Below are 25,641 nucleotides of genomic sequence, written 5' to 3'. Positions count from 1 at the left end.
TCAGCGTGCAGGCGGGGGCGGGGCAGGCGCAATTTTTTCGCGCCTGAGATCTCTGCACATAAAATCGCATCGCCCACCTTTCAGGCAAGCGTTTGCGCAATCGATTAGTTGACTAAAATAGCGCAATATTTAATTTAATTTATTGATTTGAAATAGTTTTATCTTTTTTTGCAGCTGGCATAACTCTTGCAATTTGCTATTCAGCAGCCCTGCTGCAATAACAAAAGAAACCTGCCTGATTGCAAAGGAAGCCCTATGTCAGTCTCTGAACACTATGCTATCCGCAGCAGCTTTTTCGATATTGGCGCCACGGCCAGCGATCCAGCAGCGATCGAAGCGCAGGCGCGCTACCTTGAAGAGGGCCTGCTGGAAGTTAAGCAGGGCAAAATCGTCAGCCTGCGCCCCTGGCTACAGGCGGAAGCCGCGTTGCCCGACTGCCCGATTATCGATCGGCGCGGCATGCTGATCGTGCCGGGCTTTATCGACTGCCACATCCATTATCCGCAAACTGAGATGGTGGGCGCGTTCGGCGAACAGCTGCTGAACTGGCTGGAGAACTACACCTTCCCGGCGGAAAGCCACTATCACTCGCCGCAGCACGCGGCCGCGATGTCGGAATTCTTTCTGCAACAGCTGCTGAGCAACGGCATAACCAGCGCGTTGGTCTTCGGCACCGTGCATCCTGAATCGGTCGAGGCGCTGTTCCAGGCCGCCGAACGTCGCGCGATGCGCCTTATCGCCGGCAAGGTGATGATGGATCGCAACGCGCCTGAAAACCTGCTGGAAACGCCAGAAGAGAGCTACCAGCAGACGCGCGCGCTAATTCAGCGCTGGCACAAGCGTGGGCGGCTGGGCTATGCGTTGACGCCGCGCTTTGCGCCCACGTCGACGCCCGCGCTGTTGGAAAAGGTGTCACAGCTGCATCAGGAATTTCCCGATACCTGGATTCATACCCATCTGGCGGAAAACCAGCAGGAGGTGGAGTGGGTAAAACGGTTGTTCCCGGCGCAGCGCGGCTACCTGGATGTGTATCACCACTATTGTCTGACCGGCGCGCGCAGCGTCTTCGCCCATTGCCTGCATCTGGAAGAAGACGAGTGGCGCTGCCTGCATCAGACCGACTCCGCCATCGCCTTTTGTCCGACCTCCAATCTGTTTCTCGGCAGCGGCCTGTTTAATCTGCAACGGAGCTGGCAGCAGCAGGTAAAACTGGGGATCGGCACCGATATCGGCGCGGGCACCACCTTCAATATGCTGCAAACCCTGGGTGAGGCCTACAAGGTCGGGCAGTTGCAGAACTACAAGCTGCACGCCTGCGAAGCTTTCTATCACGCCACGCTCGGCGGCGCGCGGGCGCTGAGTCTCGATCATCTGATCGGCAACTTTACGCCCGGCAAAGAGGCGGATTTCGTGATGCTGCAACCGACCGCGACGCCGCTTCAGGCGCTGCGCTGGGGCAACAGCCGCGATATCTGGGAAAAACTGTTTGTGCTGATGACGCTGGGCGACGATCGCACTATCGCCGAAACCTGGGTAAACGGCCAGCGCGCCTGGCAACGAGATGGCGGGGAGGAGAACCTGTGATTCAGTTTTTGTTAAATCAGACGCTGGTGCGCGAACAGCAGATCGACGCCAACACCACGGTGCTGAACTGGCTACGCCAGCATAAAGGGCGCTGCGGCACGAAAGAGGGCTGCGCCTCCGGCGATTGCGGCGCCTGTACCGTGGCGCTTGGCCGCGTCGTCGGCGGGAAAATGGTTTATGAAACGGTCAACAGCTGCCTGCTGCCGATCGGCGCGCTGGACGGCAAACAGCTGATCACCGTAGAAGATCTGCATCAGGGGGACCGGTTGCACGGCGTACAGCAGGCGATGGTAGAGAGCCACGCTTCACAGTGCGGCTTTTGCACCCCCGGTTTCGTTATGTCGCTGTTCGCGCTGCAAAAGCAGGGCGAGGGCTGGGATCGCGAACGGGCCGAAAGCGCGCTGGCGGGCAATTTGTGCCGCTGTACCGGCTATCGCCCCATCGTCCAGGCGGCGCGGATCGCCTGCGAGCGGCCAGAAAACGACAGTTTCAGCCAGCATGAAGCAGAGACCGTGGCTCGGTTAACGGCGCGGCGTCAGTCAACTATGAGTGACGTTGTCACGGAAAACAGTCGCTGCGTGCTGCCGCAGAATTGCGCGCAGCTGGCGGAGCTATGTCTGGCGCACCCGGAAGCGGTGCTGCTGGCAGGCGGCACCGACCTGACGCTGCGCATTACCCAGCAGTACCAGCGCCTGCCGCTCATGATTGCGCTGGAGACGGTAGAGGAGCTGCGCGCCTGGGAGGAAACTGACGAGGCGATAATTATCGGCGCCGCCGTGCCGCTGAGCGAATGCCAGCGCCGCCTGCAACAGAGCGTGCCCGCCTTTAGCGAGATGCTGCATCGCTTCGCCTCATTGCAGATTCGCAATCGCGGCACGCTGGGCGGCAATATCGCTAATGCCTCGCCGATTGGCGACGCTTCGCCAATGCTGCTGGCGCTGGACGCTGAGCTGATGCTGCAACGCGGCGATGCGCTGCGTCGGTTGCCGCTGAACGCCTTTTTTCTCGGCTATCGCCGCACCGCGCTACAGCCGGGGGAGTTTATCCGGGCGATAATCATTCCAAAAGTGACCCTGTCACCTGATATTCGCGCCTGGAAGGTTTCAAAGCGCAGCGAAGATGACATTTCAGCGGTATTCGCTGCTTTTAACCTGCAACGCAGCGGCGATCGGGTTATTCAGGCGCGCATCGCCTTCGGCGGCATGGCGGAAACGCCACGACGCGCCGCCGCCTGCGAAGCGGCTCTGACCGGCGCAGAGTGGAGCGCCGCCACGCTGGCGCGCGCCTGCCGGGCGCTGGAGCAGGATTTTCAGCCGTTGAGCGACGCGCGCGCCAGCGCAGCCTGGCGTATGCAGCTGGCGAAAAACCTGCTGCGCCGCTATTTCCATCAGCTAAACGGCGAACTGGCCGTCACCGAGGTATCGCGCTATGTCTCATAATCGTCCCGCGCTGGAGCAAAATATGCTGGAAGCGCAGTATCTGGCGGATTTGCAGCACGGCGTGGGTAAAAACCAACGTCATGAAAGCGCGGAAAAGCATGTCACCGGCGAGGCGCAATATATTGATGACCGGTTAGCGTTTCCCGGCCTGCTGCATCTCTGTCCGCGCCTGAGCGACCATGCCCACGCACGTATTCTGGCGGTTGACGTCGCGCCCTGTTACGCCGTTCCCGGCGTGATTGAGGTGCTGACCTGGCGCGACGTGCCGGGCGAGCTGGATATCGGGCCGCTGGAGCCGGGCGATCCGCTGCTGGCGCGCGACACGGTGCAGTACGCCGGACAGATCGTTCTGGTGGTCGCGGCGGAAAGCGAGGAGGCGGCACGCGCAGGCGCCCAGGCCGCACGCATCGATTATACGCCGCTGCCGGCGGTTTTAACGGTGGAGGAGGCGCTGGCGCAGCGTCATTTTGTCCAGGAGCCGCATATCCACCAGCGCGGCGACGTCGAGGCGGCACTGGCGAGTGCGCCGCACCGTATTCAGGGACAGTTTCATATCGGCGGGCAGGAACACTTTTATCTGGAAACCCAGATCGCGCTGGTCGCGCCCGGCGAGGATCGCACCTTTCAGGTCTGGTCCTCCACGCAAAACCCGACGGAAGTGCAGAAGCTGGTCGCCTCGGTGATGGGCACCGGCATGCATAACGTGACGATCGATATGCGCCGCATGGGTGGCGGCTTCGGCGGCAAAGAGACCCAGGCGGCGGGCGTCGCCTGCCTGTGCGCGCTGGCAGCGCACAAAACCGGTCGTCCGGCCAAAATGCGCCTGGCGCGCCGCGACGATATGCGCATCACCGGCAAACGCCATCCTTTCTTTGTGCGTTACGACGTCGGCTTTGACGACGAAGGGCGCTTCTGCGGCGTCAATATTGAGCTGGCGGGCAACTGCGGCTGCTCACTCGATCTTTCGGGATCGATCGTCGATCGCGCGATGTTTCACGCCGACAACGCCTACTACCTTGGTGACGCGCGCGTCACCGGCTATCGCTGCCGCACCAACCTGGCCTCCAACACCGCCTATCGCGGCTTCGGCGGGCCGCAGGGTATGGTGGCGATCGAGCAGATCATCGACGCGGTCGCGCGCCATCGCGGACTGGACCCGCTAACGGTGCGCAAACGCAACTACTATGGCTGCGAGACGCGCAACGTCACCCATTATCATCAGCGGGTTGAGGATAATCTGCTGGATGAGATCACCGCTCAGCTGGAGCAAAGCGCCGACTATCAGGCACGGCGCGCGGCAGTGCGGGAGTTCAACGCCGCCAGCCCGATTCTGAAGCGCGGTCTGGCGCTGACGCCGGTGAAGTTCGGCATCTCTTTTACCTCCAGCTTTCTCAATCAGGCAGGCGCGCTGATTTTGATCTACACCGACGGCACGGTGCAGCTTAACCACGGCGGCACGGAAATGGGCCAGGGGCTGCATACCAAGGTGGCGCAAATCGTGGCGGAGGTGCTGCAAATCGATATGGCCGCCATTCGCATTACCGCTACAGATACCGGCAAAGTGCCTAACACCTCGCCGACCGCTGCCTCCAGCGGCACCGATCTCAACGGCAAAGCGGCGCAGCAGGCAGCGGAAATCCTGCGTCAGCGCCTGACGGAGATGCTTTGCCGCCTGCATCAGTGTTCGCCGCAGGAGGTGAGCTTCAGCAACGGCGTCGTTCGGGTGGGCCAGCGCCATTTCACCTTCGCCGAGGTGGCGCAGCTGGCGTGGCTGAATCAGGTGCCGCTCTCCGCCACCGGCTATTACCGCGTGCCGGGCATTCATTACGATCGGCAGGCGGGACGCGGTCAGCCTTTCTACTACTTCTCCTGGGGCGCCGCCTGTAGCGAGGTGGTGATCGATACGCTCACCGGCGAATACCGGCTGCTGCGCGCCGATATTCTGCATGACGTCGGCGCCTCGCTGAATCCCGCCATTGATATTGGTCAGGTGGAAGGCGGTTTCGTGCAGGGCATGGGCTGGCTGACCTGCGAGGAGCTGGTCTGGAACGCACAGGGCCAGCTGATGACCGACGGCCCTGCCAGCTACAAGATCCCGGCTATCGGCGACGTGCCTGCCGATCTGCGCGTGTCGCTGCTGGAAAATCGCAAAAATCCGCAGCAGACGGTTTTCCACTCCAAAGCGGTGGGCGAGCCGCCGTTTATGTTGGGGATTTCCGTCTGGAGCGCATTGCAGGACGCGGTGGCCAGCGTCTCTGACTATCAGCATCATCCGCATATGGATGCGCCCGCCACGCCGGAACGGGTTTTCTGGGCGGCCGAGCGGCTGAAGGGGAAGCCAGATGCAGCCGTATGAATGGATAGAGACGCTACATCAGCTGCGGGCGCAGCAGCGCGGCTGCGTGCTGATCACCGTGCTGAACGAACACGGTTCAGTGCCGCGCGATCGCGGCAGTAAAATGATCGTCACCGCCGACCAGCAGTTTTTCACTATCGGCGGCGGCCACCTGGAGTTTCAGTGCGTCGAGATGGCGCGCGCGATGCTGACGCAGCGTCGCGAGCTGCCGCACTGCGAGCAGTTCAGCCTTGGCGCGCGGCTGGGGCAGTGCTGCGGCGGCGCGACCACCATTCTGTTTGAGCCGCTGCCGGTAAACCAGCCGCAAATCGCGGTTTTCGGCGCGGGTCATGTCGGACAGGCGCTGATCAGGCTGCTGAATACGTTACCCTGTCACATCCAGTGGATTGATGAACGCGCGGCGTTGCTTGCCAACGCGCCGGAAGGCGTCGCCGTCTGCCACAGCGACGACCCGGCGGCGTATGTCGCCCGGTTGCCCGCCGACAGCTACTTTGTGGTAATGACCCATCATCATCCGCTCGATCTGGCGATCTGCGAGGCGATTCTGCGGCGCGACGACTACCGCTACGCCGGGGTGATCGGTTCCCAGACCAAACGCCAACGCTTCGAATATCGTCTCAGCGGCAAAGGCTTTAGCCCGCAGCAGCTGGCGCGCCTGCGCTGTCCGATCGGGCTGCCGGAGGTGAAGGGGAAGCTGCCGGCGGAAATCGCCGTTGCCGTCGCAGCAGAAATTATTGCTGTTTATCAGCGGACGGCGAATGCTGGCATGGGCGGGTAACTGCACCTATGATTCTGACTTTACAGGCAAGGAACAGGAGAGTAAGGATATGCGGTTATCGGTGTTATTTTTCGCCGTCGGTCTGGCGCTGAGCGGCAACGCTCTGGCGGCCGATGCGACAGCAGACCACGTTCGGGAGAAAAATATGTCAGTCCAGCACAATCCCTTCAGCCAGCCCAGCACATTGCCTTTCCAGGCGCCGCCGTTTGATCGCATCAAGGACAGCGACTATCTGCCCGCTATCGAAGCTGGCATTGCCGAAAAACAGCAGGAGGTAGCGCGCATCGCCAGCGACCCGCAGCCGCCGACCTTTGAAAACACCTACGTGGCGCTGGAAAAAAGCGGCCAGCTGCTACAGCGCGTAATGAACGTGTTCGGCGCGATGACCTCCGCCAATACCAATGACACACTGCAAAAAATTGACGAAGAGACCGCGCCGAAACTGGCGGCGCTGGATGACGAGATCCATCTTAACAGCCAGCTTTTCGCCCGCCTCGATGCGGTGTATCAGCAGCGCGACCAGCTGAAGCTGGATGCGGAGTCGCGTCGCCTGGTGGAAGTGACCTGGCAATCTTTCCAGCTGGCGGGCGCCAGCCTGAGCGAACAGCAGAAAACCGAACTGAAAGCGCTCAATCAGGAAGCGGCGACCCTCAGCACCCAGTTTACCAACCGTTTGCTGGCGGCGACCAAAGCGGGCGGCCTGGCAGTTAGCGATAAGGCGGCGCTCGCCGGACTGAGCGAAGGCGAGATCGCGGCGGCGGCGGAAGCGGCCGAGGCGCGCGGCCTGAAAAACCAGTGGCTGCTGGCGTTGCAGAACACCACGCAGCAGCCGGAACTGCAAAGTCTGTCAGACCGCAGCACGCGCGAAGCATTGTTTAACGCTTCCTGGAACCGTGCGGAAAAAGGCGACGGCAACGATACGCGCCAACTGATCGCACGCCTGGCGGCAGTGCGGGCGCAGCAGGCGAAACTGCTGGGCTTTAACAGCTATGCGGAATGGAAATTGCAGGATCAGATGGCGAAAACGCCGCAGGCGGCGCTCGATTTTATGCGTAATATCGTACCGGCGGCCACCGCGCGCGCCACGCGTGAAGCTGCGGATATCCAGGCGGTGATTGACCAGCAGAAGGGCGGCTTTAAGCTGGCGCCCTGGGACTGGACTTTTTATGCTGAACAGGTGCGCCGCGCCAAATACGATCTTGATGAGGCGCAAATCCGTCCTTACTTCGAGCTGAACAACGTACTGGAGAACGGCGTGTTTTACGCCGCCAATCAGCTGTACGGCCTGACCTTTAAAGAGCGCAAGGATATTCCGGTTTATCAGCCCGACGTGCGCGTCTATGAAGTGTTCGATAAGGACGGCAGTTCGCTGGCGCTGTTCTATACCGACTTTTTTAAACGCGACAACAAAGGCGGCGGCGCCTGGATGAGCAACTTCGTCGACCAGTCGCGGCTGCTTGGCACCAAACCGGTTATTTATAACGTCGCCAACTTCAGCAAACCGGCGGCGGGCCAGCCAGCGCTGCTCTCGTGGGACGACGTGATCACCCTGTTCCATGAGTTCGGCCACGCGCTGCACGGCATGTTCGCCGATCAGCAATACCCAAGCCTTTCCGGCACCGCCACGCCGCGCGACTTTGTGGAGTTTCCGTCGCAGTTCAACGAGCACTGGGCCAGCGACGAGAAGGTATTCAAACATTTCGCCCGCCACTACCAGAGCGGAGAGCCGATGCCGCAGGCGCTGCACGATAAAATCCTGAAAGCGGATAAATTCAACAAAGGCTACGACATGACCGAACTGCTGGCGGCGGCGTTGCTGGATATGCACTGGCACAGCATCAGCGCCGGTCAGCCGCTGCCGGACGTGGATAAGTTCGAGCAGGAGGCGCTGGCGCAGGATAAGGTCAACCTGCCGGAGGTGCCGCCGCGCTACCGTTCCAGCTACTTCCAGCATATCTGGGGGAACGGCTATGCGGCGGGCTACTACGCCTATCTCTGGACCGAAATGCTGGCCGACGACGGCTTCGAGTGGTTTAAAGAGCATGGCGGCCTGACGCGTGAAAACGGCCAGCGCTTCCGTGATATGATTTTGTCGCGCGGCAACAGCAGCGATCTGAAGCAGCTCTATCACGACTGGCGCGGTCAGGAGCCGCAAATCGAACCGATGCTGATCAACCGGGGCCTGAAAGAAGAGTAAGCTTCTTCCCGGTATAGCCAACATAAAAAGGGCAGCGATGCCCTTTTTTTATACCCGTTTAACAGGAAATGTGGATGCGTAATAAAAGTGTATGGCGTGGTTTACTGCTGGCTGGTTTGTTGAATCTCAGCCTGGGTTCTACCGTCGCGCTGGCTGATAACACCGCGCTGACGCAGAAGCTGGCGGCGCTGGAGAAATCCACCGGCGGCAGGTTGGGCGTGGCCTGGATCGACGGCGACGGTCTGCGCTACGGCTACCGCGCCGATGAGCGCTTTCCGATGACCAGCACCTTTAAAACGCTGGCGGCGGCGGCGATTCTGCACAATAGCGTTAGCCAGCCGAATCTGCTGGAGAAGAAAATCCGCATCCGTGAGGCGGATCGGGTGGCATGGACGCCGGTGACCGGCAACTATTTCGGCAAAGAGATGAGCATCGCCGCGCTGTGCGCCGCCGCCATTGAGTACAGCGATAATCTCGCGGCCAACTATCTGCTGAAAGAGCTGGGCGGGCCACAGGGCGTGACCGCCTATGCGCGTTTACTGGGAGACACGCTGACGCGGCTCGATCGTCAGGAAACCGAGCTGAACAGCGCCGCGCCGGGCGACGAACGCGATACCAGCACGCCTGCGGCGATGGCGGAGAATCTCTCTAAGCTCACGCTTGGCGATGCGTTGCCGACGGCGCAGCGTCAACGCCTGATAAGCTGGCTGAAGCAGAACACGACCGGCGATCAGAGCATTCGCGCCGGCGTGCCCGCAGGCTGGACGGTAGGCGATAAGACCGGCGCCGGCGCTTACGGCACCACGAACGACTTGGCGATTCTCTGGCCGGAAAAAGGCGCGCCGAAAATTCTGGCGATCTACTTTACCCAGCCGCAGCCCGACGCCGCCAATAATAAGGCGGTGCTGGCGTCAGCGACGCGGCTGGCGATCGACGCGTTAGGCCGCTGATATCAGACCGGCCGCGGTTGTCCATTAACCGGCTCTGCTTCCAGGCAACGCTGAGCGGCGCAACGGTAATTAAACTGCCGCTTCTGGCATAGCAGCGTGTTGTGACGTTGTCACTGAAACGCGCCGTCTGTCTTGAAAAGCAGCGTTTCAGGCCAGCGGGCCGCCAAGGATGGTCTCCCGCATACCGTTAAGAATACGTTCGCCGGTTTCCTGCTTCAGCTCCTCATACCAGGCGCGCGTCGCTTCAGGCTCCTTACCGTGAGTGACGTCACAGCGCTTGCGCGCCTTCAGCACCAGATCCTCGACTCGCGCCGCCCGGCGCGCCTGATAGCGGCGCAGCGCGTCCTCAATGCCCAGCGAATGCGTCTGTAACGTCATCGCCAGCACCACCGCATCCTCCATCGCCGCGCAGCCGCCCTGACCGATATCGGGCGTGGTGCTGTGCCCGGCATCGCCCAGCAGCGCCACGCGGCCATTCACCAGCTGCGGAAAAGGATCGATGTCATGGATTTCGATTCGGTTGGTGGTATGGGGATCGATCGCGGCAATCAGCTTCTGCACCGGATCGGCCCAGCCGCTAAAATAGCGCAACAGATCCGATCGGACGCTGCTGCGATCTTCCGCCAGTCCCTTCGGCAGCGGCACATCGAAAAAGAAGTAGAAGCGGTTGCCGCTCACCGGCATCAGGGAGACGCGCTTGCCTTCGCCGACAAAGGTGGTCCACTGGTCGGCGGGCGCGATACTTTCATCCATCGCCACCAGCCCGTTCCAGTTCACGTAGCCCGCATAGCGCCGTTCGGCGCTGTGGCCGGTGACCTGGGCGCGGATCACTGAATGGGTGCCGTCGGCGGCGATCAGGAAATCACCGCGCGCGTCGCTGCCGTCGGTAAACCAGGCGGTGACGCCGGAAGCGTCCTGCTCAATATGGCTGACGCGCTTGCCGAAATGAACGCGCTGCGCGCCGTAGCGGTTCAGCAGCATCGCCTGCAGGTCGGCGCGCGCCACCGGACAGGGCCGTTCGCCGACGCTTTCCACCAGCGGCTGCATGCTGAAGCGGGTAAGCACCTCGCCCTGGCGGAAATCGTGGTAGGCCATCATGGCCATATTGCCGCCCAGCGCCCGCAGCTGTTCGCCCAGCCCAAGGTAATTAAGGCACTTCACGCCGTTTGGCCAGATGGAGATCGCCGCGCCGACCGGCTTGATCACGCTGACCGCCTCGTAGACCTCTGTCTGATATCCGCTTTTCTCCAGCGCCAGCGCCGCGCACATGCCGCCGATGCCGCCACCGATTACAATCGCTTTCATTGCCGTCTCCTTTCTGTTGATAATGAGAGACTGCAACTTTTGTACCAGCTCTGTAGCGGCCTGCGCGCCGCATTTGCGGCGGTTTGGCAATCCTTGTTGCGCCTGAACGGGGCAAGACGCGCTAAAACGGGGCGCGCGCTGAAACCTTTGTTTCAGCGTCGGCTCAGAATATCGAACAGCCTAACCGTTCGGAAAACAGCTCCAGCGCGGCGGTGCCCGCCAGCGAATTGCCGGAGGCGTCAAGTCCCGGCGACCAGACGGCGATCGTCATCTTGCCAGGAATGACGGCGATAATCCCGCCGCCGACGCCCGATTTGGCGGGCATGCCGACGCGCCAGGCAAATTCGCCCGCGCCGTCATACATGCCGCTGGTGATCAGCAGGGCATTGACCTGGCGCGTCTGGCGCACCGTCAGCATCGACGGCGCATCGCCGAGGGGGCGGCCCTGATTCGCCAGATAAAAGAAGCAGCGCGCCAGCTCCACGCAGCTCATCGACAGCGCGCAGTAGTGGAAATAGGTTTGCAGTACCGTCGGCACGTCGTTTTCAAAGTTGCCGAACGACTTCATCAGCCAGGCGATGGCGGCGTTGCGCGCGGAGTGATCGAACTCAGAGCGGGCGACGTGGCGGTCATAGTTGATGGACGGCTCGCCGCAGAGCTGGCGCACCACTTCCAGCATACGCTGACGCGGCGCGGTCAGGCGGGTTTCCAGCATATCGCAGATCACCAGCGCGCCGGCGTTGATAAAGGGATTGCGCGGCTTGCCGCGTTCCAGCTCCAGCTGCACCAAAGAGTTAAACGGCTGGCCCGACGGCTCTTTGCCGACGCGCTGCCAGATCTCCTGTTCCTGATAGCGCGTCTGCGCCAGCGTCAACGACAGCACCTTGGAGATGGACTGGATCGAGAAGCGTTCGTTAGCATCGCCCGCCTGATACAGCGCGCCGTCGTGTGTCAGCACGGCGATGCCGAGCGCGTCGGGCTCAACCTGCGCCAGCGCCGGAATGTAGTCGGCCACCTTTCCCTGACGGGTCAGCGGGCGCACCTGATGCAGGATCTCTTCCAGTAAAGCATTGCTGAGTTCAGCCACAGCACTCATCTCCGTTACGTGAGCTAATGGCGCAGCATGATCGGGGCTTGTCGTCGCTTCGTCAACGGGCGGAGAGAAAAAGCGCGGCGTAAAAGGCGGGTAAAGGGCAAAAGCGCGCCGCCGACGCATAATGCGCGGCGGCGGCAGGCATCAGGAAGGGATGATGCGGTTTTCTTTCAGCTTATCAAACAGGGCGAAGAAGGCTTCGCGCGTCGAGCGGTAGCCGGTGAAGCCGGCGTTGCGGCTTTTGCTGATATCGGTAAATACCTCCATCGGGCGGCCCAGATCGGCATCGGTATGCCACCAGGAGGCCAGACGGGCAACGTCCGACTCGCGCAGCTGATATTTTTGCGCAATCTGCCGCCAGTCATCTTCGGCGGCCAGCATACGACCTTCCAGCGGCTGCATTTCGCCGGGGAACGGCGCGGCTTCGATGCCGAAGTAGTCGGCGATCTGCTGCCACATCCATTTCCAGCGGAAAACGTCGCCGTTCACCACGTTGTAATCTTCATTCTGCGCGGCGGGCGTGGTCGCCGCCCATTCCAGCTGTTCCGCCAGCAGCCCGGCATCGGTCATATCGGTGACGCCGTTCCACTGCGCTTCAGAGCCAGGGAAGATAAACGGCTTGCCGGTCTCTTTACAGATCGTGGCGTAGACCGCCAGTGTCTGGCCCATATTCATCGCATTGCCCAGCGCATAGCCGATAACAGTGTGCGGGCGATGCACGCTCCAGGTGCAGCCATATTTCTCGGCGGCGGCGAACAGCTCATCTTCCTGCGCATAGTAGAAGTTATCTACCGGCTGGCGCCCCTGTTCTTCGCGGAACGGGGTCATCGGCACGCTGCCTTTGCCGTAGGCGTCGAAAGGGCCAAGGTAGTGCTTCAGGCCGGTCACCAGCGCGACATGGCTGCCTTTCAGGCGATCGCCCAGCGCTTCCAGCACGTTGCGCACCATCGCGCCGTTAACGCGAATGTTCTCTTTTTCATTCGCCTGACGCGACCAGACGCTGAAAAAGATGCTGTCGAACCGCTGACCGTCCAGTGTTTCATTGACAGACTGCGCCGAGGTCAGATCGGCGGTAAGGGAGTGACAGCCCTGCGGTACCGGCGCGCGGCCGCGTGAAAGACCATAAACTTGCCAGCCGTCCGACTGTAGTTTTTCCGCCAGTGCGCTGCCAACCACGCCGCTGACGCCCACGATTAATGCTTTTTTACTCATTACGCCTCCTGTAACAGTTACTGATAAGCATAATGCGGAATTTAATTCTTATCTCAGGTATAAATTCACAAGATTTCAGAACAGGATTCACAAATCATGGTAGGGAACGATCTGCTGAAAGGCATTATGCCGTTTGTGGCGACGGTGGAAGCGGGCAGCTTCAGCGCCGCGGCGGGACGGCTGAATCTGACCAGTTCAGCCGTCAGTAAAAGCATCGCCAGGCTGGAGGAACGGCTGGGATCGCAACTGTTTGAGCGCACCACGCGCAGCCTGAAGCTGACCGACGCTGGCGAAGCCTACTATCAAACCTGCCAGCGCGTGGTCAACGAGCTGAGCGAGGCGGAGTCGGTGCTGGCGGCGCAGCGCACCCATACCGTCGGGCGGCTGCGGGTAGCGGTGCCGATGACCTTTGGCCGCACCCATGTGATGCCGGTGATCAACGCGTTTTGCCGCGAACATCCCGATCTGCATATCAATATGACCTTCGCGGATCGCTTCGTGGATCTGTTTGACGAAGGGGTGGATGTGGCGGTGCGCATCGGCGGCCCGGCGGACTATCCCGCCTCGCTGGGCGTGCGCCATCTGGGCAACGAGCGGCTGGTATTTTGCGCCTCTCCGGACTATCTGCGGCGTCACGGCACGCCGCAGCATCTCGATGCGTTACAGCAGCATCGCGCGGTCGCCTATGAACGGGTGGACGGCTCTACCACGCCGTGGCGCTTTATCGCCGCCGACGGACGCATTGCCAGCCGCACGGTTAATCATGCGCTGGCGTTCGGCGACAGCGAAGCGCAGCTGAGCGCGGTCTGCGCCGGGCTTGGCATCGCGCAGATGGCAACCTGGCTGCTTCAGGAGGCGGAACAGGCGGGAAGGGTAAAGATCATCCTGCCGCAGCTGGCGCTTGACGGCCTGCCGCTCTATCTGGTCTGGCCGCGCAAGAAGCAGCTGTTGCCGAAAGTGGATGCGCTGTTGCAGGCGTTCCGGCAGCTCACTATTCGCTAGCAGCCTGCGGCGATAAAGTCGCCGTTGGGACTGACCGGCACCACGGACAGAAACAGCACCAGGGCGAAAAACAGCAACAGCAGGCCGCCCGCCACGCGCGCCAGCGCCACCAGGCCATCGAGCCGCGCGGGCGTATCGCGTAGCCAGATTGCAGTGACGGTGTCACGCATACGGTTAACCGCCAGCGACAGCAGCAACAGGGAAAGTCCGGTGCCAAGCGCCATCGTCATCACCGCCAACATCCCCCAGCTCACAATGCCGATGGCGTTAGAGAAAAGCAGTACGGTAATTGCGCCGCTACAGGGACGCAAACCAATGGCGGCAATGACGCTCAGCCGCTCTTTCCAGTCCGCCGGCTGGCTGGTCGCAATATGATGATGACCGCAGCCGCAGGCGTCATGATGATGAACGTGCTTTGCCGAGGAACGAAACGCACGTAGTCCACGCAGCAGCAGCCAAAAGCCGAACGCGGCGATCAACAGGGCGCTGGCCTTTTCTAAATACCAGCGGCTGAGGCTGAGATCGCCCGCCACCAGGTTAAAGCCCACCGCCAGAATAAAGACAAACAAAATAGCGCTTACCCCCTGCAACAGTGAGCCCGCCAGCGGCACCGCGCGCAGTGCGCCGGATGAGGGCGCCTGCTGGGTGCTGAGCCAGGTGGTCACTACAAATTTGCCGTGTCCCGGCCCGACGGCATGCAGCACGCCATAAATAAAGGTAAAGAACAGCAGCCACAGCCCGCCGCCGTACTGCCCGTTATTGATTTGCAGCAGATGCAGCACCAGATAGCGGTGCAGCGTAATCTGCGTCGTCAGGCTCCAGGCGAGAAATGCGCTCCAGTGCCACCAACAGAAACCGGCCAGCAGCGTGAAAAGCACGGCGAGGATCGTCAGGCTCTGCCTGCCGGAAGGAAAAGATGAAAGGGAGCGCGTCAGCATAACAGGAAACGGGCAGGATTACCAGCCTTTAATAATATCGCCTTTATAGAGCTCGTTAGCTTTATCAAGCACTTCCTGCGACTGGAATGCCTGCTTCAGCTTCTGAATGTTCGGGCTGTCTTTATTATCTTCGCGCGCCACAATCGCGTTGACGTATGGGGAGGCTTTGCCTTCCATAAACATGCCGTCGCGCGAGGCGGAGAGATTAACCAGTGCCGCGAAATTGTTGTTGATAATCGAGAGATAGACCTGCGGATCGTCCAGCGTGCGCGCCAGCTGCGGCGTATCCACTTCGACAAACTTCAGTTTTTTCGGGTTGGAGGTAACGTCCAGCGTGGTCGGCAGCAGGCCCGCTTCAGGCTTAACGGTGATCAGTCCCTGCGCCTGTAATAACAACAGGCTACGGCCCAGCGTCGTCGCCTCGTTGGAGAGGGTGACCGTTGCGCCGTCCGGCAGCTCTTTCAGCGATTTAATCTTGCGCGAATAGCCTGCAATAGGGAAGACAAAGGTATGGGTGACTACGGCGAAGCGATAGCCGCGCTCTTTGGACTGCATCTCTAAATAAGGCAGACTCTGGAAGGCGTTGGCGTCCACATCCTTGTTAAACAGCGCTTCGTTAGGCTGTACATAGTCGTTAAACGCGATCACATCGACATCCAGCTTATATTTATCGTGCGCCACCTGCTTAACGGTTTCCCACAGCGCCTGATCCGGGCCAGTATTGATCGCCACTTTAATTTTGCTGTCTTCCTCTTTATTGCAGGCGCTGAGCAGAGTGACGGACGCCGCCAGAAGGGCCGTGAGCAGTGTTTTTTTCATTTATGGTGTTCCCTTATAAGTGTTAGGAAATCACTATAATATACATCCAGACGTCTGTACATCCGTGGAAAATGCGTTTGCTCAAAAATGCGCCGCCTGAATTTTAAGCGGTGAGGCCGCACAGATTCTTACCGTTGCGTCGGCGATCCGGCGGAAAAGCAGAGTAAAAGAAAAACCCCCGTCACGTTCTACGGGGGTTTTCTCTGATGAACAGTTACTGAGCCGCCAGCTTCATGCGCTTGCGACGATAGCGTTTCCATAAAGGCGGCACTAACAACACGGCGATGGCCAGCGCCAGCAACACCTTACAGATCAGGCTTTCCCACAAAATAGGCAGGTTGCCGTTGCTGATCGACAGCGCGCGGCGCAGGTTCTGTTCCAGCATTTCGCCCAATACAAAGCCCAGAATCAGCGGCGACATCGGGAAATCCATCTTGCGCAGGATATAGCCGAAGATGCCCAGTCCCACCATCAGCATCAGATCAAAGGTGGTGCTGTGGACCGCGTAAACGCCCACCGCAGAGATCGCGGCGATAGCCGGCACTAAAAACCACAGCGGAATGTTCAGCATCCGGGCAAAGACATTGATCATCGGAATATTCATAATCAGCAGCATCACGTTGCCGATTAACAGCGCGGCGATCAGGCCCCAGACAATATCAGGCTGCTCAACGAACATCGCCGGGCCGGGCGTGATGTTATACAGGGTTAGCGCGCCAACCATCACCGCCGTCGTACCTGAGCCGGGAATGCCCAGCGTTAACATAGGAATGAAAGAGCCGCAGGCTGAGGCGTTGTTGGCCGCTTCCGGCGCCGCGACGCCGCGAATATCACCCTTACCGAATTGATCGCTGCCGCTGATCTTTTTCTCGGTCATATAGGCGATAGCGCTGGCGATCGTTGCGCCTGCGCCAGGTAACACGCCGACAAAGAAGCCGATAAACGAGGAGCGTAGGGTGGCGCCGGTCGACATGGCCGCCTCTTTCATATTGAACATCATGCGTCCGCTGGCGCGCACCGCTTTCTGCCCGGTGCTGGTCGACTCCAGCATCAGTAAAATTTCGCTGACGGAAAACAGGCCGATCACGACCACCACAAACTGAATGCCGTCAGAAAGGTGGACGCTGTCAAAGGTAAAGCGGTAAACGCCGGTATTGGCGTCGACGCCGACCGTAGCCATGCTCAGCCCAATCAGGGCCGAAAGGAATGACTTCAGCGGATTATGGCTCATCATGCTGCCCAGGCAGGCGATGGCGAAGACCATTAGCGCGAAATATTCCGCCGGGCCGAACGCCAGCGACCAGCTTGCCAGCAGCGGCGCGAACAAAATAATGCCGATGATAGCGATGGTCGAACCGATAAACGAACTTACCGCCGAGATAGAGAGCGCTACGCCCGCTTTGCCCTGTTGCGCCATCGGATACCCATCCAGCGCCGTCATAATCGCGCCCGCATCGCCGGGCACGTTGAGCAGAATGGAGGAGATGCGGCCGCCATATTCACAGCCAAGATAGACGGTCGCCAACAGGATCAATGCCGTTTCCGCAGGAAGGTGCAGGGCGAAGGCCAGCGGCATCAGGATCGCCACGCCGTTGATAGGCCCCAGTCCCGGCAGCAGCCCCACAATGGTGCCGATAAAGCAGCCGATCAGCGCAATCAGCAGGTTTTCCGGCGTCAGCGCAACGCCGAAGCCCTGCATCAAAAAATACCAGGTATCCATAACGCTCTCCTTAACTCAGCCAGCTGCCGACCGGAAGCGTCACTTCCAGCAGCCTGTCAAAGGCATAAAATAACGCCACGCCCATTACCACGCCGGAAATCGCCGCCGCCCACCAACGCGCGCCGAACAGCAGGCCGATGCCAAACGTCAGCAGCGTAGTGCAAAGCGCGAAGCCCAGGGTTTCAAACAGCCAGCCGTAAATCATCATCATCACCGCCAGCGCCACTAAACGTTTAAACGTGCTGCGGGCGGGCCAGTGAATAACGTCGGGTTTGCGAAACAGCATCAGCAGAGCGCAGATCGCCATCAGACCAAGTATTCCCATAGGGAACGGGCGTGGGCCGACCGGTTCGTAACTGTATTCGCTATGAATTTGCCAGGCTACCACCATGCCGCCAAGGCAGAGCGCAAGCCACAGCGCTGCAAAAATACGATCGCTCATTATCTGCTCCGCTTATTTGGCCAGCCCAAACGATTTCGCTTTTTCGCGGTAATCCGCCACCTGCGTTTTTACGTAGCTGTCGAGCTCTTTGCCAAACAGGTTGAACTCAAACAGGCCGCGCATATCACGCTGCTTCTGGAATTCAGGGGTATTGACCAGCTTTTTAAAGGTCTCTTCCCACCACTGATAGTCGGCCTCGCTGACTTTCGGCCCCAGATAAAAGCCGCGGATAATTGGCCATTCGACGTCAAAGCCTTGCTCTTTGGCGGTCGGCACGCTGGCCAGCTTCCCTGGCAGGCGCTTATCAGACATGACCGCCAGCACGCGCAGCTTGCCGGCTTGCAGATGCGGCACCATTTCGCTCATATCGCCGGATACCACCTGAATATGATTGCCGAGCAGGGCGGTGACCGGTTCGCCGCCGCCTTCAAAAGCGACATAGCGCATTTTGCGCGGATCGATGCCCGCCTTGCTGGCCAGCAGCGCGGTTTTCATCCAGTCCTGACTACCAATCGAAGCGCCGGCGCCGACCACGACTTTGGTCGGATCATTTTTCATCGCCGTCATCAGCTCGCCCAGCGTTTTCCACGGGGCGTCATCACGGACCGCGACCATGCCGTAATCGGTGCCGACCGCAGCCAGCCACTTAACGTCATCGACGGAGTAGCGGCCAAATTTGCCCTGCGAGAGATTCAGCAGCGAGCCGCCTGAAAAGGCGACGACGGTGCCCGCTTCGGCCGGACGCTGCGCAATAATCGCGTTATAGGCCACCGCGCCCACGCCGCCGGGCATATAGGTAACGCGCATCGGCGAGGAGATCTGTTTCGTTTCCTGTAGCGAGACCTGTAGCAGCTTACAGGTCAGGTCGAAACCGCCGCCCGGTTTAGCGGGGGCGATACATTCGGTACGTGAGGGCGCTTCTGCCGCAAAGGCGGTTGAAACGGAAAGGGCCATCAGGGTTGAGGTCAGGGCCGTTATAATTTTCATCTTTCGCTCCATTCTTCTTCCAGAGTGTGATTACTGCCGAAAATTTATCGTTACCAAATTGTTAAAGCAGCTACCTTTCATTTACCTTTCATTACCCGGAATTAATGTCAGGATGTGATATGCGTCTCTTACTGGTTGAAGATACGGTTGAGCTGGCGCGTTGGTTACAGAAGGCGCTGACGCAAAAAGGATTTGCTGTCGATTGGGTGGCGAACGGCGTCGCGGCAGACCATATGCTGCATAGCGAGGAGTACGCTCTGGTAGTGCTGGATGTGGCATTGCCCCGTATGGATGGCCTTGAGGTACTCTCACGGCTGCGGCGGCGCGGACAAAATATGCCGGTACTGCTGTTGACCGCGCGCGGATCGCTGGACGACAGGGTGCGCGGCCTTAATCTCGGCGCTGACGATTATCTGACCAAGCCCTTCGAGCTGGATGAGCTTGAAGCGCGGCTGCGGGCGCTGCTGCGGCGTAGCCAGAATCATTCATCACAGCAACAGGCGCTGGGGCAGTTAGTCCTTGATGCCGAAGGCTATTTTCTGCTGGCCGAGAAGCCGTTGGCCCTTACGCCGCGAGAAAGCAGCATCCTGACGACGCTGATGCAGCGACGCGGCAGGCCGGTTTCACGGCAGCATCTTTATGAACAAACCTTTACGCTCGCTGATGATGTCAGCCCGGAAAGCATTGAACTTTATATACACCGGGTACGTAAAAAACTGGCGGGAAGTGATGTGGCAATCGTAACGCTGCGTGGCCTTGGCTATACGCTGGAAACGCTAACGTGAGGCTTATTCACTCTTTGCGCGGCGAACTGCTTGCCTGGCTCGGCGCGCCGCTGCTGCTGCTGTGGGGACTTTCGGTTTATACGCACTATCAAAGCGCTGTCCATGCGGCGAATCAGGCTTACGATCGCTCGTTACTGGCGTCGGCGCGAACCGTTGCTGAGCGGCTGGTGGTAAGAAATGGTCATATCGAAGTGGATGTGCCGTGGGTGGTGCTCGACAGTTTCGAGCGCAATATGAACGATCAGCTCTTTTATCAGGTGATTTCGCCGGAGGGCAAAACGCTGTCGGGCTACGACGATCTGCCAGCCATTCCGCCAGCCAGCGCGCCTTCAGAGCTCTATCCGGCGCTGGTGCATTTCTATGATGCGCGCTATCGCCAACAACGCATTCGGGTTGCCGCGCTCTGGCAGCCGGTGAGCGAGGAGGGCGTTAACGGCATGGCGCTGGTACTGGTGGCGGAAACGCTGAATTCCCGCCGCGCTTTTGCCGACGGTTTGCTGCATACCGCGCTGCTCAGCCAAACTTTTCTGGTTTTGGTGACGCTGCTGCTGGCGGGACTGATGCTGCGCCGGGTTTTGCGTCCACTGCGCCAGTTATCGCGTCTTCTGTCACGGCGCGACGGCAGTGAATTAACGCCGCTGCCTTCGTTGCCCTGGTCTGAACTGCAACCGTTGATTATCGCTTTTAACCGTTATCTTGAACGTTTGCGCAGCCTGCTGGCGCGGCAGGATCGTTTTAGCGCTGACGCCGCGCATCAGCTCCGCACGCCCCTGGCGATCCTGAAAACGCAGGTAGGCGTGGCGCTGAGCAGCGATCGTCCTGAACAGTGGCAGGAGAGTTTGCAGGGAATGCGGCATACGCTGGATGACACCATTCTGCTTACCGATCGGTTACTTCAGCTGGCGCGGATTAAGGCGCACCACGGCGAAGAACTGCCGCGCGTCAGCGTCGATTTAGCAGCAATTCTGCGTGACGCCTGTTTCAGCAGCTATACCGCCGCAAGAAATAAGCAGATCGACCTCGGCTATGAGGGGGATGAGAAATGTGCGGTATTTGGCGACGCGGTTTTACTTGGCGAACTGTGCGCGAATCTGCTGGATAATGCGATTAAGTATACGCCGGACGGCGGGGTCATTACGGCGCGTTTACAGGCGGGCAGGTTAGCGATCGAGGACAGCGGCCCAGGCATTTCCGGCACCGAGCAGGAAAAAGCCTTACAGCCGTTTTCCCGACTCGATCACGGCAGTACACAGCCCGGCGCGGGAATCGGTTTAGCTCTGGTGAAGGATATTTGCGCCTGGCACGGCGCGACGATGACGCTGGAACGTAGTCCGACGCTGGGCGGATTAAGGGTGGTGGTTACCTTTACAAGCTGACCTGGTTTCTACAAAAGGCAAACATGATTCAATTTATAGCTCAATATCAAATCCCAGAACTGTCCCTTTATGGATTTAAAATCGTTCATTGAATCATTAAGTTATTGCGAAGAAAGCAACAAATCATTAAATGTAAAACTGCTCGTCTGCCTGGCCCTGGCTGAGTATTTTAAGATTGGGCTAAGGTACGACGCGCAAAAGCGTTATAACAGCCTCACTGTATGGTCGCATTGCCAATGCAATAAAGTCATTTACAATCAGGAAATTACGGTATGGATACAGTCGAAGAGCTTAACAACACCTATTTTTCCATGGGGAATAAAGCTACCGTCTGTTATTGGTGGTTATCCACCTCATAAACTAAAAATTCTCATGGTTAGAAAAATTAGCACCTTTACTGGCAGGGCTATACCTGTGCTGGGCTGGATTATTCTGGCGTCTGATGTCTCACAAATAGCGTACCGTACAGTCAGGGATTACAACCGCATAGCCAGAGGAAACGATAAAATATGGTAGATGCAGATGCTGTCGAAAAGCGGGTTTATGAGATTGTCCGGCCGTGGAATGGACGCTCATGGCTGACATTTAAAATGCCTTCTTTAAATGGCGATACATCACTAAACCACACCATGAACATGGACGAAGAAGAGGCGCAGGATTTGCTTGATGAGATTTTTACTGAGTTTAATCTCAAACATGCCGATCTCGATTTCAGTATCTATTTTCCTGTGAAAAATCGTAAAGATGCGAAGCCACTGACCATCAACATGCTAATTGAATCCGCTAAAGCGGGTCGCTGGCTATATGATTAACTCAATTGGAGAGCTGCTTTTGGAGAGCTGCTTTTCGCTCTCCGCTATAGCCTGAATAATGAACCACAAATAAACGTCAACTTTGAGCCTCCGTTACATTGGTGCGCATAATGTATATTATGTTAAATTAGATATCAGCTTATGTACCCGCAAATAGCTACCTGTTTCCTTCCTATCCCTTTGCGTCTTATTGCCTGGTGTAACTGCCTGACCCAGGTCGTCCAATCGTTTAGCCCGTTCAGCTGGCTGCATAATCTGAGTCCTGCCCCGCTTCCAATCCTTTTAGCGGAACGCCCTTAAACGTATGGGGCAACATTGATAACGCACCGCCACATCGCTGGCGCAAGTGAACGGATTCATCTTTTGGAGATTTCCCACTTCATCAACATACAGGCTGTGGTAACGGGAACAGGCTGACCAAGAACGAAAGCCTTTCAGTTCTGCCAGTTAATCATCTCGTCAAGGCCGGACAGCAATGCTGGGAAGTAGCTTTGATCTATGCCAAAAGAATCTTTTACAATGACACTTTCCGCTGGATTTTCAGGCCTGAGTATTAAATCCACTGCGACAGAATTGCCAGACATAGGAAAAAATCGAAGATTTAACTGATTTTCTGTACTATAGAAGATCACCTCAGGTGGCCTGCTCCCATCAATCAACTCCTGATAAACAGAAGCTATATTTCTCCTAAAATCAGTCAGCTCACCGACACAAAATGATGGCTGATATTGTGTCTGCAATTCAGGAAGTTGATATTCAACGTATGTTCTTATCCAGTCATATTTGGGGGCGTCTGGGGTATTTTGCCTTTCGAATGGCGAAAGACGTAATATCCTTGAACCACTTACGATTTCTATCATAGTACCCCATTACTTATATAAAAAATGAGTGATCGTCCAGTCCTTTTCACGAACCACGATTTCAAATTTAAAACGTTTATGTTAGTGAGATCGCGCTACGTGAATTCTGTGAACTTCACAGCACCATGCTCCTGCAAAATGAACGTAGACGCGTCAAAAAAACAGACGTAACGGCGTGGTTTTCCGCCAGTAAATCCAGCCGGTCGATAAAGACCGGCCATATAACACACAGTTTCAGCCTGTATCGAACGCGGCGGCCGAACAAACGACAAATTCGCTGTCCGCTAACGCCAGCCCAGTTCCGGCGCGACCTGCGTTAATACCGCTTCAATCACATGAGCGCAGTAATCGACGCCAAGCTGATTGGGAATCGTCAGCAACAGCGTGTCCGCCTCGGCGATCGCTTCATCCTGCTTCAGCTGCGCGATCAGGCGTTCCGGTTCGGCGGCGTAGCTGCGGCCAAAGATGGCGCGCGTCTTCTCGTCCAGATAACCGACCTGATCGCCCTCTTCTCTGCTGGCGCCAAAATAAGCGCGGTCTTGATTATTGATCAACGGGAAGATGCTGCGACTAACCGAAACGCGCCCCACGCGCGCATGTCCCGCTTCCAACCAGGCGGCGCGCCAGGCGCGGATCTGTTTCGCCTGTTGAATATGAAACGCTTCGCCGGTTTCATCATCCTTCAGGGTCGAACTTTGCAGATGCATGCCCAGCTTCGCCGCCCATATCGCCGTGGCGTTAGAACCCGATCCCCACCAGATACGCTCGCGCAGTCCTTCGGAAAACGGCTCCGGTCGTAGCAGTCCGGGCGGATTAGCGAACATCGGCTGCGGATTGGGTTTGGCGAATCCTTCGCCGCGCAATACGTCCAGCAATACTTCAGCATGGCGGCGTCCCATATCCGCATCGCTTTCGCCCTCCTGCGGCTGATAGCCAAAATAGCGCCAGCCGTCGATCACCTGCTCCGGCGAGCCGCGACTGATCCCCAACTGCAAACGTCCGTTGCTGATCAGATCCGCCACGCCCGCGTCCTCCGCCATATAAAACGGATTTTCATAGCGCATATCAATCACGCCGGTGCCGATCTCAATACGTTTGGTGCGTGCACCAATCGCCGCCAGCAGCGGAAACGGCGCGCTGAGCTGACGGGCGAAATGATGCACGCGAAACCAGGCGCCATCCGCGCCAAGTTCTTCAGCCGCGACCGCCAGCTCGATCGATTGCTGTAGCGCATCCGCCGCGCTGCGCGTCGCCGACTGGAACGAGGCTCCCCAGTGGCCAAACGACAGGAATCCGATTTTTTTCATGCTTTTACCCTTATCTGTAAGCGGCCGCCTGTTCAGGCGATAATCGTGTATGCATCAATTAACTTTAGCTATCTGCTGGCAGGAACGCACTATGTTAACGCCACGATCTGAATGATGCGTAACAGCGAGTCAGCCGCTGGGCTGTACGACGTTATCGTCGGGTTTGGCGCAGGCTATTACCTCGGCGCCGTGCTCTATGAGCATCTGTAGCAGCCACCGATTGGCTGTTGCCCGCCCACAGCGGCTTTCATCACTGTTATGGATATTTGACGGAGTGTAAACTTTCGCTTACCCTGCGCAGCACTTAACGATAGCGAAGCTTAAATTCAGAGGAAGGCGTGAGGAATCGCACTTTTGGCAGTATTTTTATTGTTGCAGGCACCACCATCGGCGCAGGCATGTTGGCGATGCCGTTAGCCGCCGCTGGCGTGGGTCCCGGCGTCACGCTGCTGTTGCTGGTCAGCCTGTGGGCGTTAATGTGCTATACCGCGCTGCTTCTGGTTGAAGTTTATCAGCACGCATCGGCAGATACCGGCCTGGGTACCCTGACGCGCCGCTATCTTGGACGTCCGGGCCAGTGGCTGACCGGCTTCAGCATGCTGTTTTTGATGTACGCGCTGACGGCCGCCTATATCAGCGGCGCTGGCGAGCTGCTGGCGGCAAGCCTGAGCGAGTGGTTTTCCGTTTCCATCTCCACCAGCGGCGGCGTGCTGCTGTTTACGCTGATTGCCGGCAGCGTGGTCTGTATTGGTACGCATATGGTCGATATGTTCAACCGCGTGCTGTTCAGCGCCAAAATCATTCTGCTGGTTGTGATGCTGGCGCTGATGATGCCGCATATTCATCGTACCAATCTGCTGACGCTGCCGCTGGAAAAAGGGCTGGTGCTGTCGGCGATCCCGGTGATCTTCACCTCCTTCGGCTTTCACGGCAGCGTACCCAGCGTTATCAGCTATATGAATGGCGACCTGCGCAAGCTGCGCTGGGTCTTTATTACCGGCAGCGCGATCCCGCTGGTCGCCTATCTCTTCTGGCAGCTGGCGACGCTGGGCGCGATCAATGCCGACACCTTTAGCGCCCTGCTCGCCCATCACGCCGGGCTGAATGGACTGTTACAGGCGATCCGTACCGTCGTCGCTTCGCCGCACGTTGAGCTGGCGGTCCATCTGTTTGCCGATCTGGCGTTGGCCACCTCGTTCCTCGGCGTCTCTTTGGGCCTGTTCGATTATCTGGCGGATCTCTGTAAGCGTAACGGTAACGTTACAGGCCGACTACAAAGCGGCCTGCTGACTTTTCTGCCGCCGCTCGCCTTCGCCCTGTTCTATCCGCAGGGTTTCGTGCTGGCGCTCGGCTATGCTGGCGTAGCGTTGGCGGTGCTGGCGTTAATCATTCCCGTGATGCTGGTATGGCGCAGCCGCAAGCAGCACGGCGTGGCGGCATACAAAGTGATGGGCGGCTCGCCCCTGCTGATATTGGTCTTTCTCTGCGGGATCGGCGTGATCGCTATTCAGGCGCTGATCGCGCTGGGTTGGCTGCCTGAGGTGGGATAATAAGGCCAGACCGGCAAAAAAAGCCTTCTGCCACCAGCAAACCGGGTTAAAGGCCCGGTTTTTCACAGATGTGATAAAAAACGGGCCAATGGCCCGTTTATGCGTTAATCGCGCCGGCACGCGCTTCCA

General features: G+C 58.5%; 22 protein-coding genes. 12 read left to right on the top strand and 10 right to left on the bottom strand.

The features are described 5' to 3' along the window. Positions 1 to 255 precede the first annotated feature (255 nt). The 6 genes from guaD (at position 256) to bla (ending at position 9,304) form a co-directional block, all read left to right on the top strand. The gene (gene guaD, locus MYY08_RS08695; RefSeq protein WP_288013928.1) at positions 256 to 1,584 is read left to right on the top strand and encodes a guanine deaminase; all 1,329 of its coding nucleotides are present in this window, start codon (positions 256 to 258) and stop codon (positions 1,582 to 1,584) included. Beyond that, positions 1,581 to 3,023, top strand: a complete 1,443-nt coding sequence (xdhA, locus tag MYY08_RS08690) for a xanthine dehydrogenase small subunit (RefSeq protein ID WP_288013927.1) — start codon at positions 1,581 to 1,583, stop codon at positions 3,021 to 3,023. Before guaD ends, xdhA begins: the two co-directional genes overlap by 4 nt. Then, a complete protein-coding gene (gene xdhB / locus MYY08_RS08685) occupies positions 3,013 to 5,379 on the top strand; it encodes a xanthine dehydrogenase molybdopterin binding subunit (protein ID WP_288013926.1) in 2,367 nt (788 codons plus the stop codon). The genes xdhA and xdhB overlap by 11 nt, the downstream gene beginning before the upstream one ends. Continuing rightward, the gene (gene xdhC / locus MYY08_RS08680) at positions 5,366 to 6,157 is read left to right on the top strand and encodes a xanthine dehydrogenase accessory protein XdhC (protein ID WP_288013925.1); all 792 of its coding nucleotides are present in this window, start codon (positions 5,366 to 5,368) and stop codon (positions 6,155 to 6,157) included. The genes xdhB and xdhC overlap by 14 nt, the downstream gene beginning before the upstream one ends. Before the next feature lie 49 nt (positions 6,158 to 6,206). Continuing rightward, positions 6,207 to 8,354 carry a peptidyl-dipeptidase Dcp gene (gene dcp, locus MYY08_RS08675; RefSeq protein WP_038629999.1) on the top strand — a complete coding sequence of 716 codons (2,148 nt, stop codon included), beginning with the start codon at positions 6,207 to 6,209 and terminating at the stop codon, positions 8,352 to 8,354. A gap of 74 nt (positions 8,355 to 8,428) precedes the next feature. After that, positions 8,429 to 9,304, top strand: a complete 876-nt coding sequence (gene bla / locus MYY08_RS08670) for a class A beta-lactamase (protein WP_038626187.1) — start codon at positions 8,429 to 8,431, stop codon at positions 9,302 to 9,304. 147 nt (positions 9,305 to 9,451) lie between these two features. Here bla and hpxO read toward each other — a convergent pair whose 3' ends face one another. The 3 genes from hpxO to MYY08_RS08655 all read right to left on the bottom strand — a co-directional run bounded on the left by hpxO (position 9,452) and on the right by MYY08_RS08655 (position 12,914). Further along, positions 9,452 to 10,609, bottom strand: coding sequence for an FAD-dependent urate hydroxylase HpxO (gene hpxO / locus MYY08_RS08665; protein WP_084970116.1), 1,158 nt, complete (start codon positions 10,607 to 10,609; stop codon positions 9,452 to 9,454). 163 nt (positions 10,610 to 10,772) lie between these two features. Then, complete coding sequence (gene glsB / locus MYY08_RS08660) at positions 10,773 to 11,705, bottom strand: glutaminase B (RefSeq protein ID WP_038626183.1); 933 nt, start codon at positions 11,703 to 11,705, stop codon at positions 10,773 to 10,775. A gap of 141 nt (positions 11,706 to 11,846) precedes the next feature. Continuing rightward, positions 11,847 to 12,914: an SDR family oxidoreductase gene (locus MYY08_RS08655; RefSeq protein ID WP_084970114.1), complete on the bottom strand. Its 1,068-nt coding sequence runs from the start codon at positions 12,912 to 12,914 to the stop codon at positions 11,847 to 11,849. A gap of 96 nt (positions 12,915 to 13,010) precedes the next feature. Here MYY08_RS08655 and MYY08_RS08650 point away from each other — a divergent pair, with 96 nt between their 5' ends. Continuing rightward, positions 13,011 to 13,916 carry a LysR family transcriptional regulator gene (locus MYY08_RS08650; RefSeq protein WP_103790985.1) on the top strand — a complete coding sequence of 302 codons (906 nt, stop codon included), beginning with the start codon at positions 13,011 to 13,013 and terminating at the stop codon, positions 13,914 to 13,916. Here MYY08_RS08650 and MYY08_RS08645 read toward each other — a convergent pair. The 5 genes from MYY08_RS08645 to MYY08_RS08625 all read right to left on the bottom strand — a co-directional run bounded on the left by MYY08_RS08645 (position 13,913) and on the right by MYY08_RS08625 (position 18,834). Beyond that, entirely contained in the window at positions 13,913 to 14,854 is a 942-nt protein-coding gene (locus tag MYY08_RS08645) for a nickel/cobalt transporter (RefSeq protein WP_084970113.1), read from the bottom strand. The two genes, MYY08_RS08650 and MYY08_RS08645, sit on opposite strands and share 4 nt — an antisense overlap. A gap of 18 nt (positions 14,855 to 14,872) precedes the next feature. Then, positions 14,873 to 15,673, bottom strand: a complete 801-nt coding sequence (locus tag MYY08_RS08640; RefSeq protein ID WP_038626175.1) for a MetQ/NlpA family ABC transporter substrate-binding protein — start codon at positions 15,671 to 15,673, stop codon at positions 14,873 to 14,875. 214 nt (positions 15,674 to 15,887) lie between these two features. Beyond that, positions 15,888 to 17,393, bottom strand: coding sequence for a tripartite tricarboxylate transporter permease (locus MYY08_RS08635; protein ID WP_038626173.1), 1,506 nt, complete (start codon positions 17,391 to 17,393; stop codon positions 15,888 to 15,890). Positions 17,394 to 17,403: 10 nt separating this feature from the next. Next, positions 17,404 to 17,835, bottom strand: coding sequence for a tripartite tricarboxylate transporter TctB family protein (locus MYY08_RS08630; protein ID WP_038626172.1), 432 nt, complete (start codon positions 17,833 to 17,835; stop codon positions 17,404 to 17,406). A 12-nt stretch (positions 17,836 to 17,847) separates the two neighbouring features. After that, positions 17,848 to 18,834 carry a Bug family tripartite tricarboxylate transporter substrate binding protein gene (locus MYY08_RS08625; RefSeq protein WP_038626171.1) on the bottom strand — a complete coding sequence of 329 codons (987 nt, stop codon included), beginning with the start codon at positions 18,832 to 18,834 and terminating at the stop codon, positions 17,848 to 17,850. 107 nt (positions 18,835 to 18,941) lie between these two features. On the opposite strand from MYY08_RS08625, the gene tctD reads away from it, so the two are divergent. From tctD to MYY08_RS08605, 4 genes are all read left to right on the top strand, one after another. After that, positions 18,942 to 19,607, top strand: coding sequence for a transcriptional regulator TctD (gene tctD / locus MYY08_RS08620; protein ID WP_038626170.1), 666 nt, complete (start codon positions 18,942 to 18,944; stop codon positions 19,605 to 19,607). Beyond that, entirely contained in the window at positions 19,604 to 20,983 is a 1,380-nt protein-coding gene (locus MYY08_RS08615; RefSeq protein ID WP_038626169.1) for a sensor histidine kinase, read from the top strand. The genes tctD and MYY08_RS08615 overlap by 4 nt, the downstream gene beginning before the upstream one ends. A gap of 69 nt (positions 20,984 to 21,052) precedes the next feature. Next, positions 21,053 to 21,499: an STM2901 family protein gene (locus tag MYY08_RS08610; RefSeq protein ID WP_288013924.1), complete on the top strand. Its 447-nt coding sequence runs from the start codon at positions 21,053 to 21,055 to the stop codon at positions 21,497 to 21,499. Further along, on the top strand, positions 21,493 to 21,795 hold the full coding sequence (locus MYY08_RS08605) for a DUF1493 family protein (RefSeq protein ID WP_038626167.1): 303 nt from the start codon (positions 21,493 to 21,495) through the stop codon (positions 21,793 to 21,795). Before MYY08_RS08610 ends, MYY08_RS08605 begins: the two co-directional genes overlap by 7 nt. Positions 21,796 to 22,229: 434 nt before the next feature. On the opposite strand, the gene MYY08_RS08600 is transcribed toward MYY08_RS08605, so the two are convergent. Beyond that, positions 22,230 to 22,655 (bottom strand): WapI family immunity protein, encoded by a 426-nt coding sequence (locus tag MYY08_RS08600; protein WP_038626165.1) that lies wholly within the window; start codon positions 22,653 to 22,655, stop codon positions 22,230 to 22,232. 284 nt (positions 22,656 to 22,939) lie between these two features. Further along, on the bottom strand, positions 22,940 to 23,962 hold the full coding sequence (locus MYY08_RS08595; RefSeq protein ID WP_038626163.1) for an LLM class flavin-dependent oxidoreductase: 1,023 nt from the start codon (positions 23,960 to 23,962) through the stop codon (positions 22,940 to 22,942). A gap of 338 nt (positions 23,963 to 24,300) precedes the next feature. Between MYY08_RS08595 and tyrP the strand changes: the two genes are divergently transcribed. Further along, a complete protein-coding gene (gene tyrP, locus MYY08_RS08590; protein WP_288013923.1) occupies positions 24,301 to 25,512 on the top strand; it encodes a tyrosine transporter TyrP in 1,212 nt (403 codons plus the stop codon). Positions 25,513 to 25,641: the final 129 nt, after the last annotated feature.

It is taken from the genome of Mixta sp., from assembly GCF_024610815.1.
Taxonomy (GTDB): Bacteria; Pseudomonadota; Gammaproteobacteria; order Enterobacterales; family Enterobacteriaceae; genus Mixta; species Mixta calida.
Note: the sequence above shows the minus strand (reverse complement) of the source record. Positions and strands in the feature narration are given on the sequence as shown.

Coding starts and splice junctions, on each gene's coding strand:
- guaD (WP_288013928.1), top strand. CDS start 256: ATGTCAGTCTCTGAACACTATGCTATCCGCAGCAGCTTTTTCGATATT.
- xdhB (WP_288013926.1), top strand. CDS start 3,013: ATGTCTCATAATCGTCCCGCGCTGGAGCAAAATATGCTGGAAGCGCAG.
- xdhC (WP_288013925.1), top strand. CDS start 5,366: ATGCAGCCGTATGAATGGATAGAGACGCTACATCAGCTGCGGGCGCAG.
- dcp (WP_038629999.1), top strand. CDS start 6,207: ATGCGGTTATCGGTGTTATTTTTCGCCGTCGGTCTGGCGCTGAGCGGC.
- bla (WP_038626187.1), top strand. CDS start 8,429: ATGCGTAATAAAAGTGTATGGCGTGGTTTACTGCTGGCTGGTTTGTTG.
- hpxO (WP_084970116.1), bottom strand. CDS start 10,609: ATGAAAGCGATTGTAATCGGTGGCGGCATCGGCGGCATGTGCGCGGCG.
- glsB (WP_038626183.1), bottom strand. CDS start 11,705: ATGAGTGCTGTGGCTGAACTCAGCAATGCTTTACTGGAAGAGATCCTG.
- MYY08_RS08655 (WP_084970114.1), bottom strand. CDS start 12,914: ATGAGTAAAAAAGCATTAATCGTGGGCGTCAGCGGCGTGGTTGGCAGC.
- MYY08_RS08650 (WP_103790985.1), top strand. CDS start 13,011: ATGGTAGGGAACGATCTGCTGAAAGGCATTATGCCGTTTGTGGCGACG.
- MYY08_RS08645 (WP_084970113.1), bottom strand. CDS start 14,854: ATGCTGACGCGCTCCCTTTCATCTTTTCCTTCCGGCAGGCAGAGCCTG.
- MYY08_RS08640 (WP_038626175.1), bottom strand. CDS start 15,673: ATGAAAAAAACACTGCTCACGGCCCTTCTGGCGGCGTCCGTCACTCTG.
- MYY08_RS08635 (WP_038626173.1), bottom strand. CDS start 17,393: ATGGATACCTGGTATTTTTTGATGCAGGGCTTCGGCGTTGCGCTGACG.
- MYY08_RS08630 (WP_038626172.1), bottom strand. CDS start 17,835: ATGAGCGATCGTATTTTTGCAGCGCTGTGGCTTGCGCTCTGCCTTGGC.
- MYY08_RS08625 (WP_038626171.1), bottom strand. CDS start 18,834: ATGGAGCGAAAGATGAAAATTATAACGGCCCTGACCTCAACCCTGATG.
- tctD (WP_038626170.1), top strand. CDS start 18,942: ATGCGTCTCTTACTGGTTGAAGATACGGTTGAGCTGGCGCGTTGGTTA.
- MYY08_RS08610 (WP_288013924.1), top strand. CDS start 21,053: ATGGATTTAAAATCGTTCATTGAATCATTAAGTTATTGCGAAGAAAGC.
- MYY08_RS08605 (WP_038626167.1), top strand. CDS start 21,493: ATGGTAGATGCAGATGCTGTCGAAAAGCGGGTTTATGAGATTGTCCGG.
- MYY08_RS08600 (WP_038626165.1), bottom strand. CDS start 22,655: ATGATAGAAATCGTAAGTGGTTCAAGGATATTACGTCTTTCGCCATTC.
- MYY08_RS08595 (WP_038626163.1), bottom strand. CDS start 23,962: ATGAAAAAAATCGGATTCCTGTCGTTTGGCCACTGGGGAGCCTCGTTC.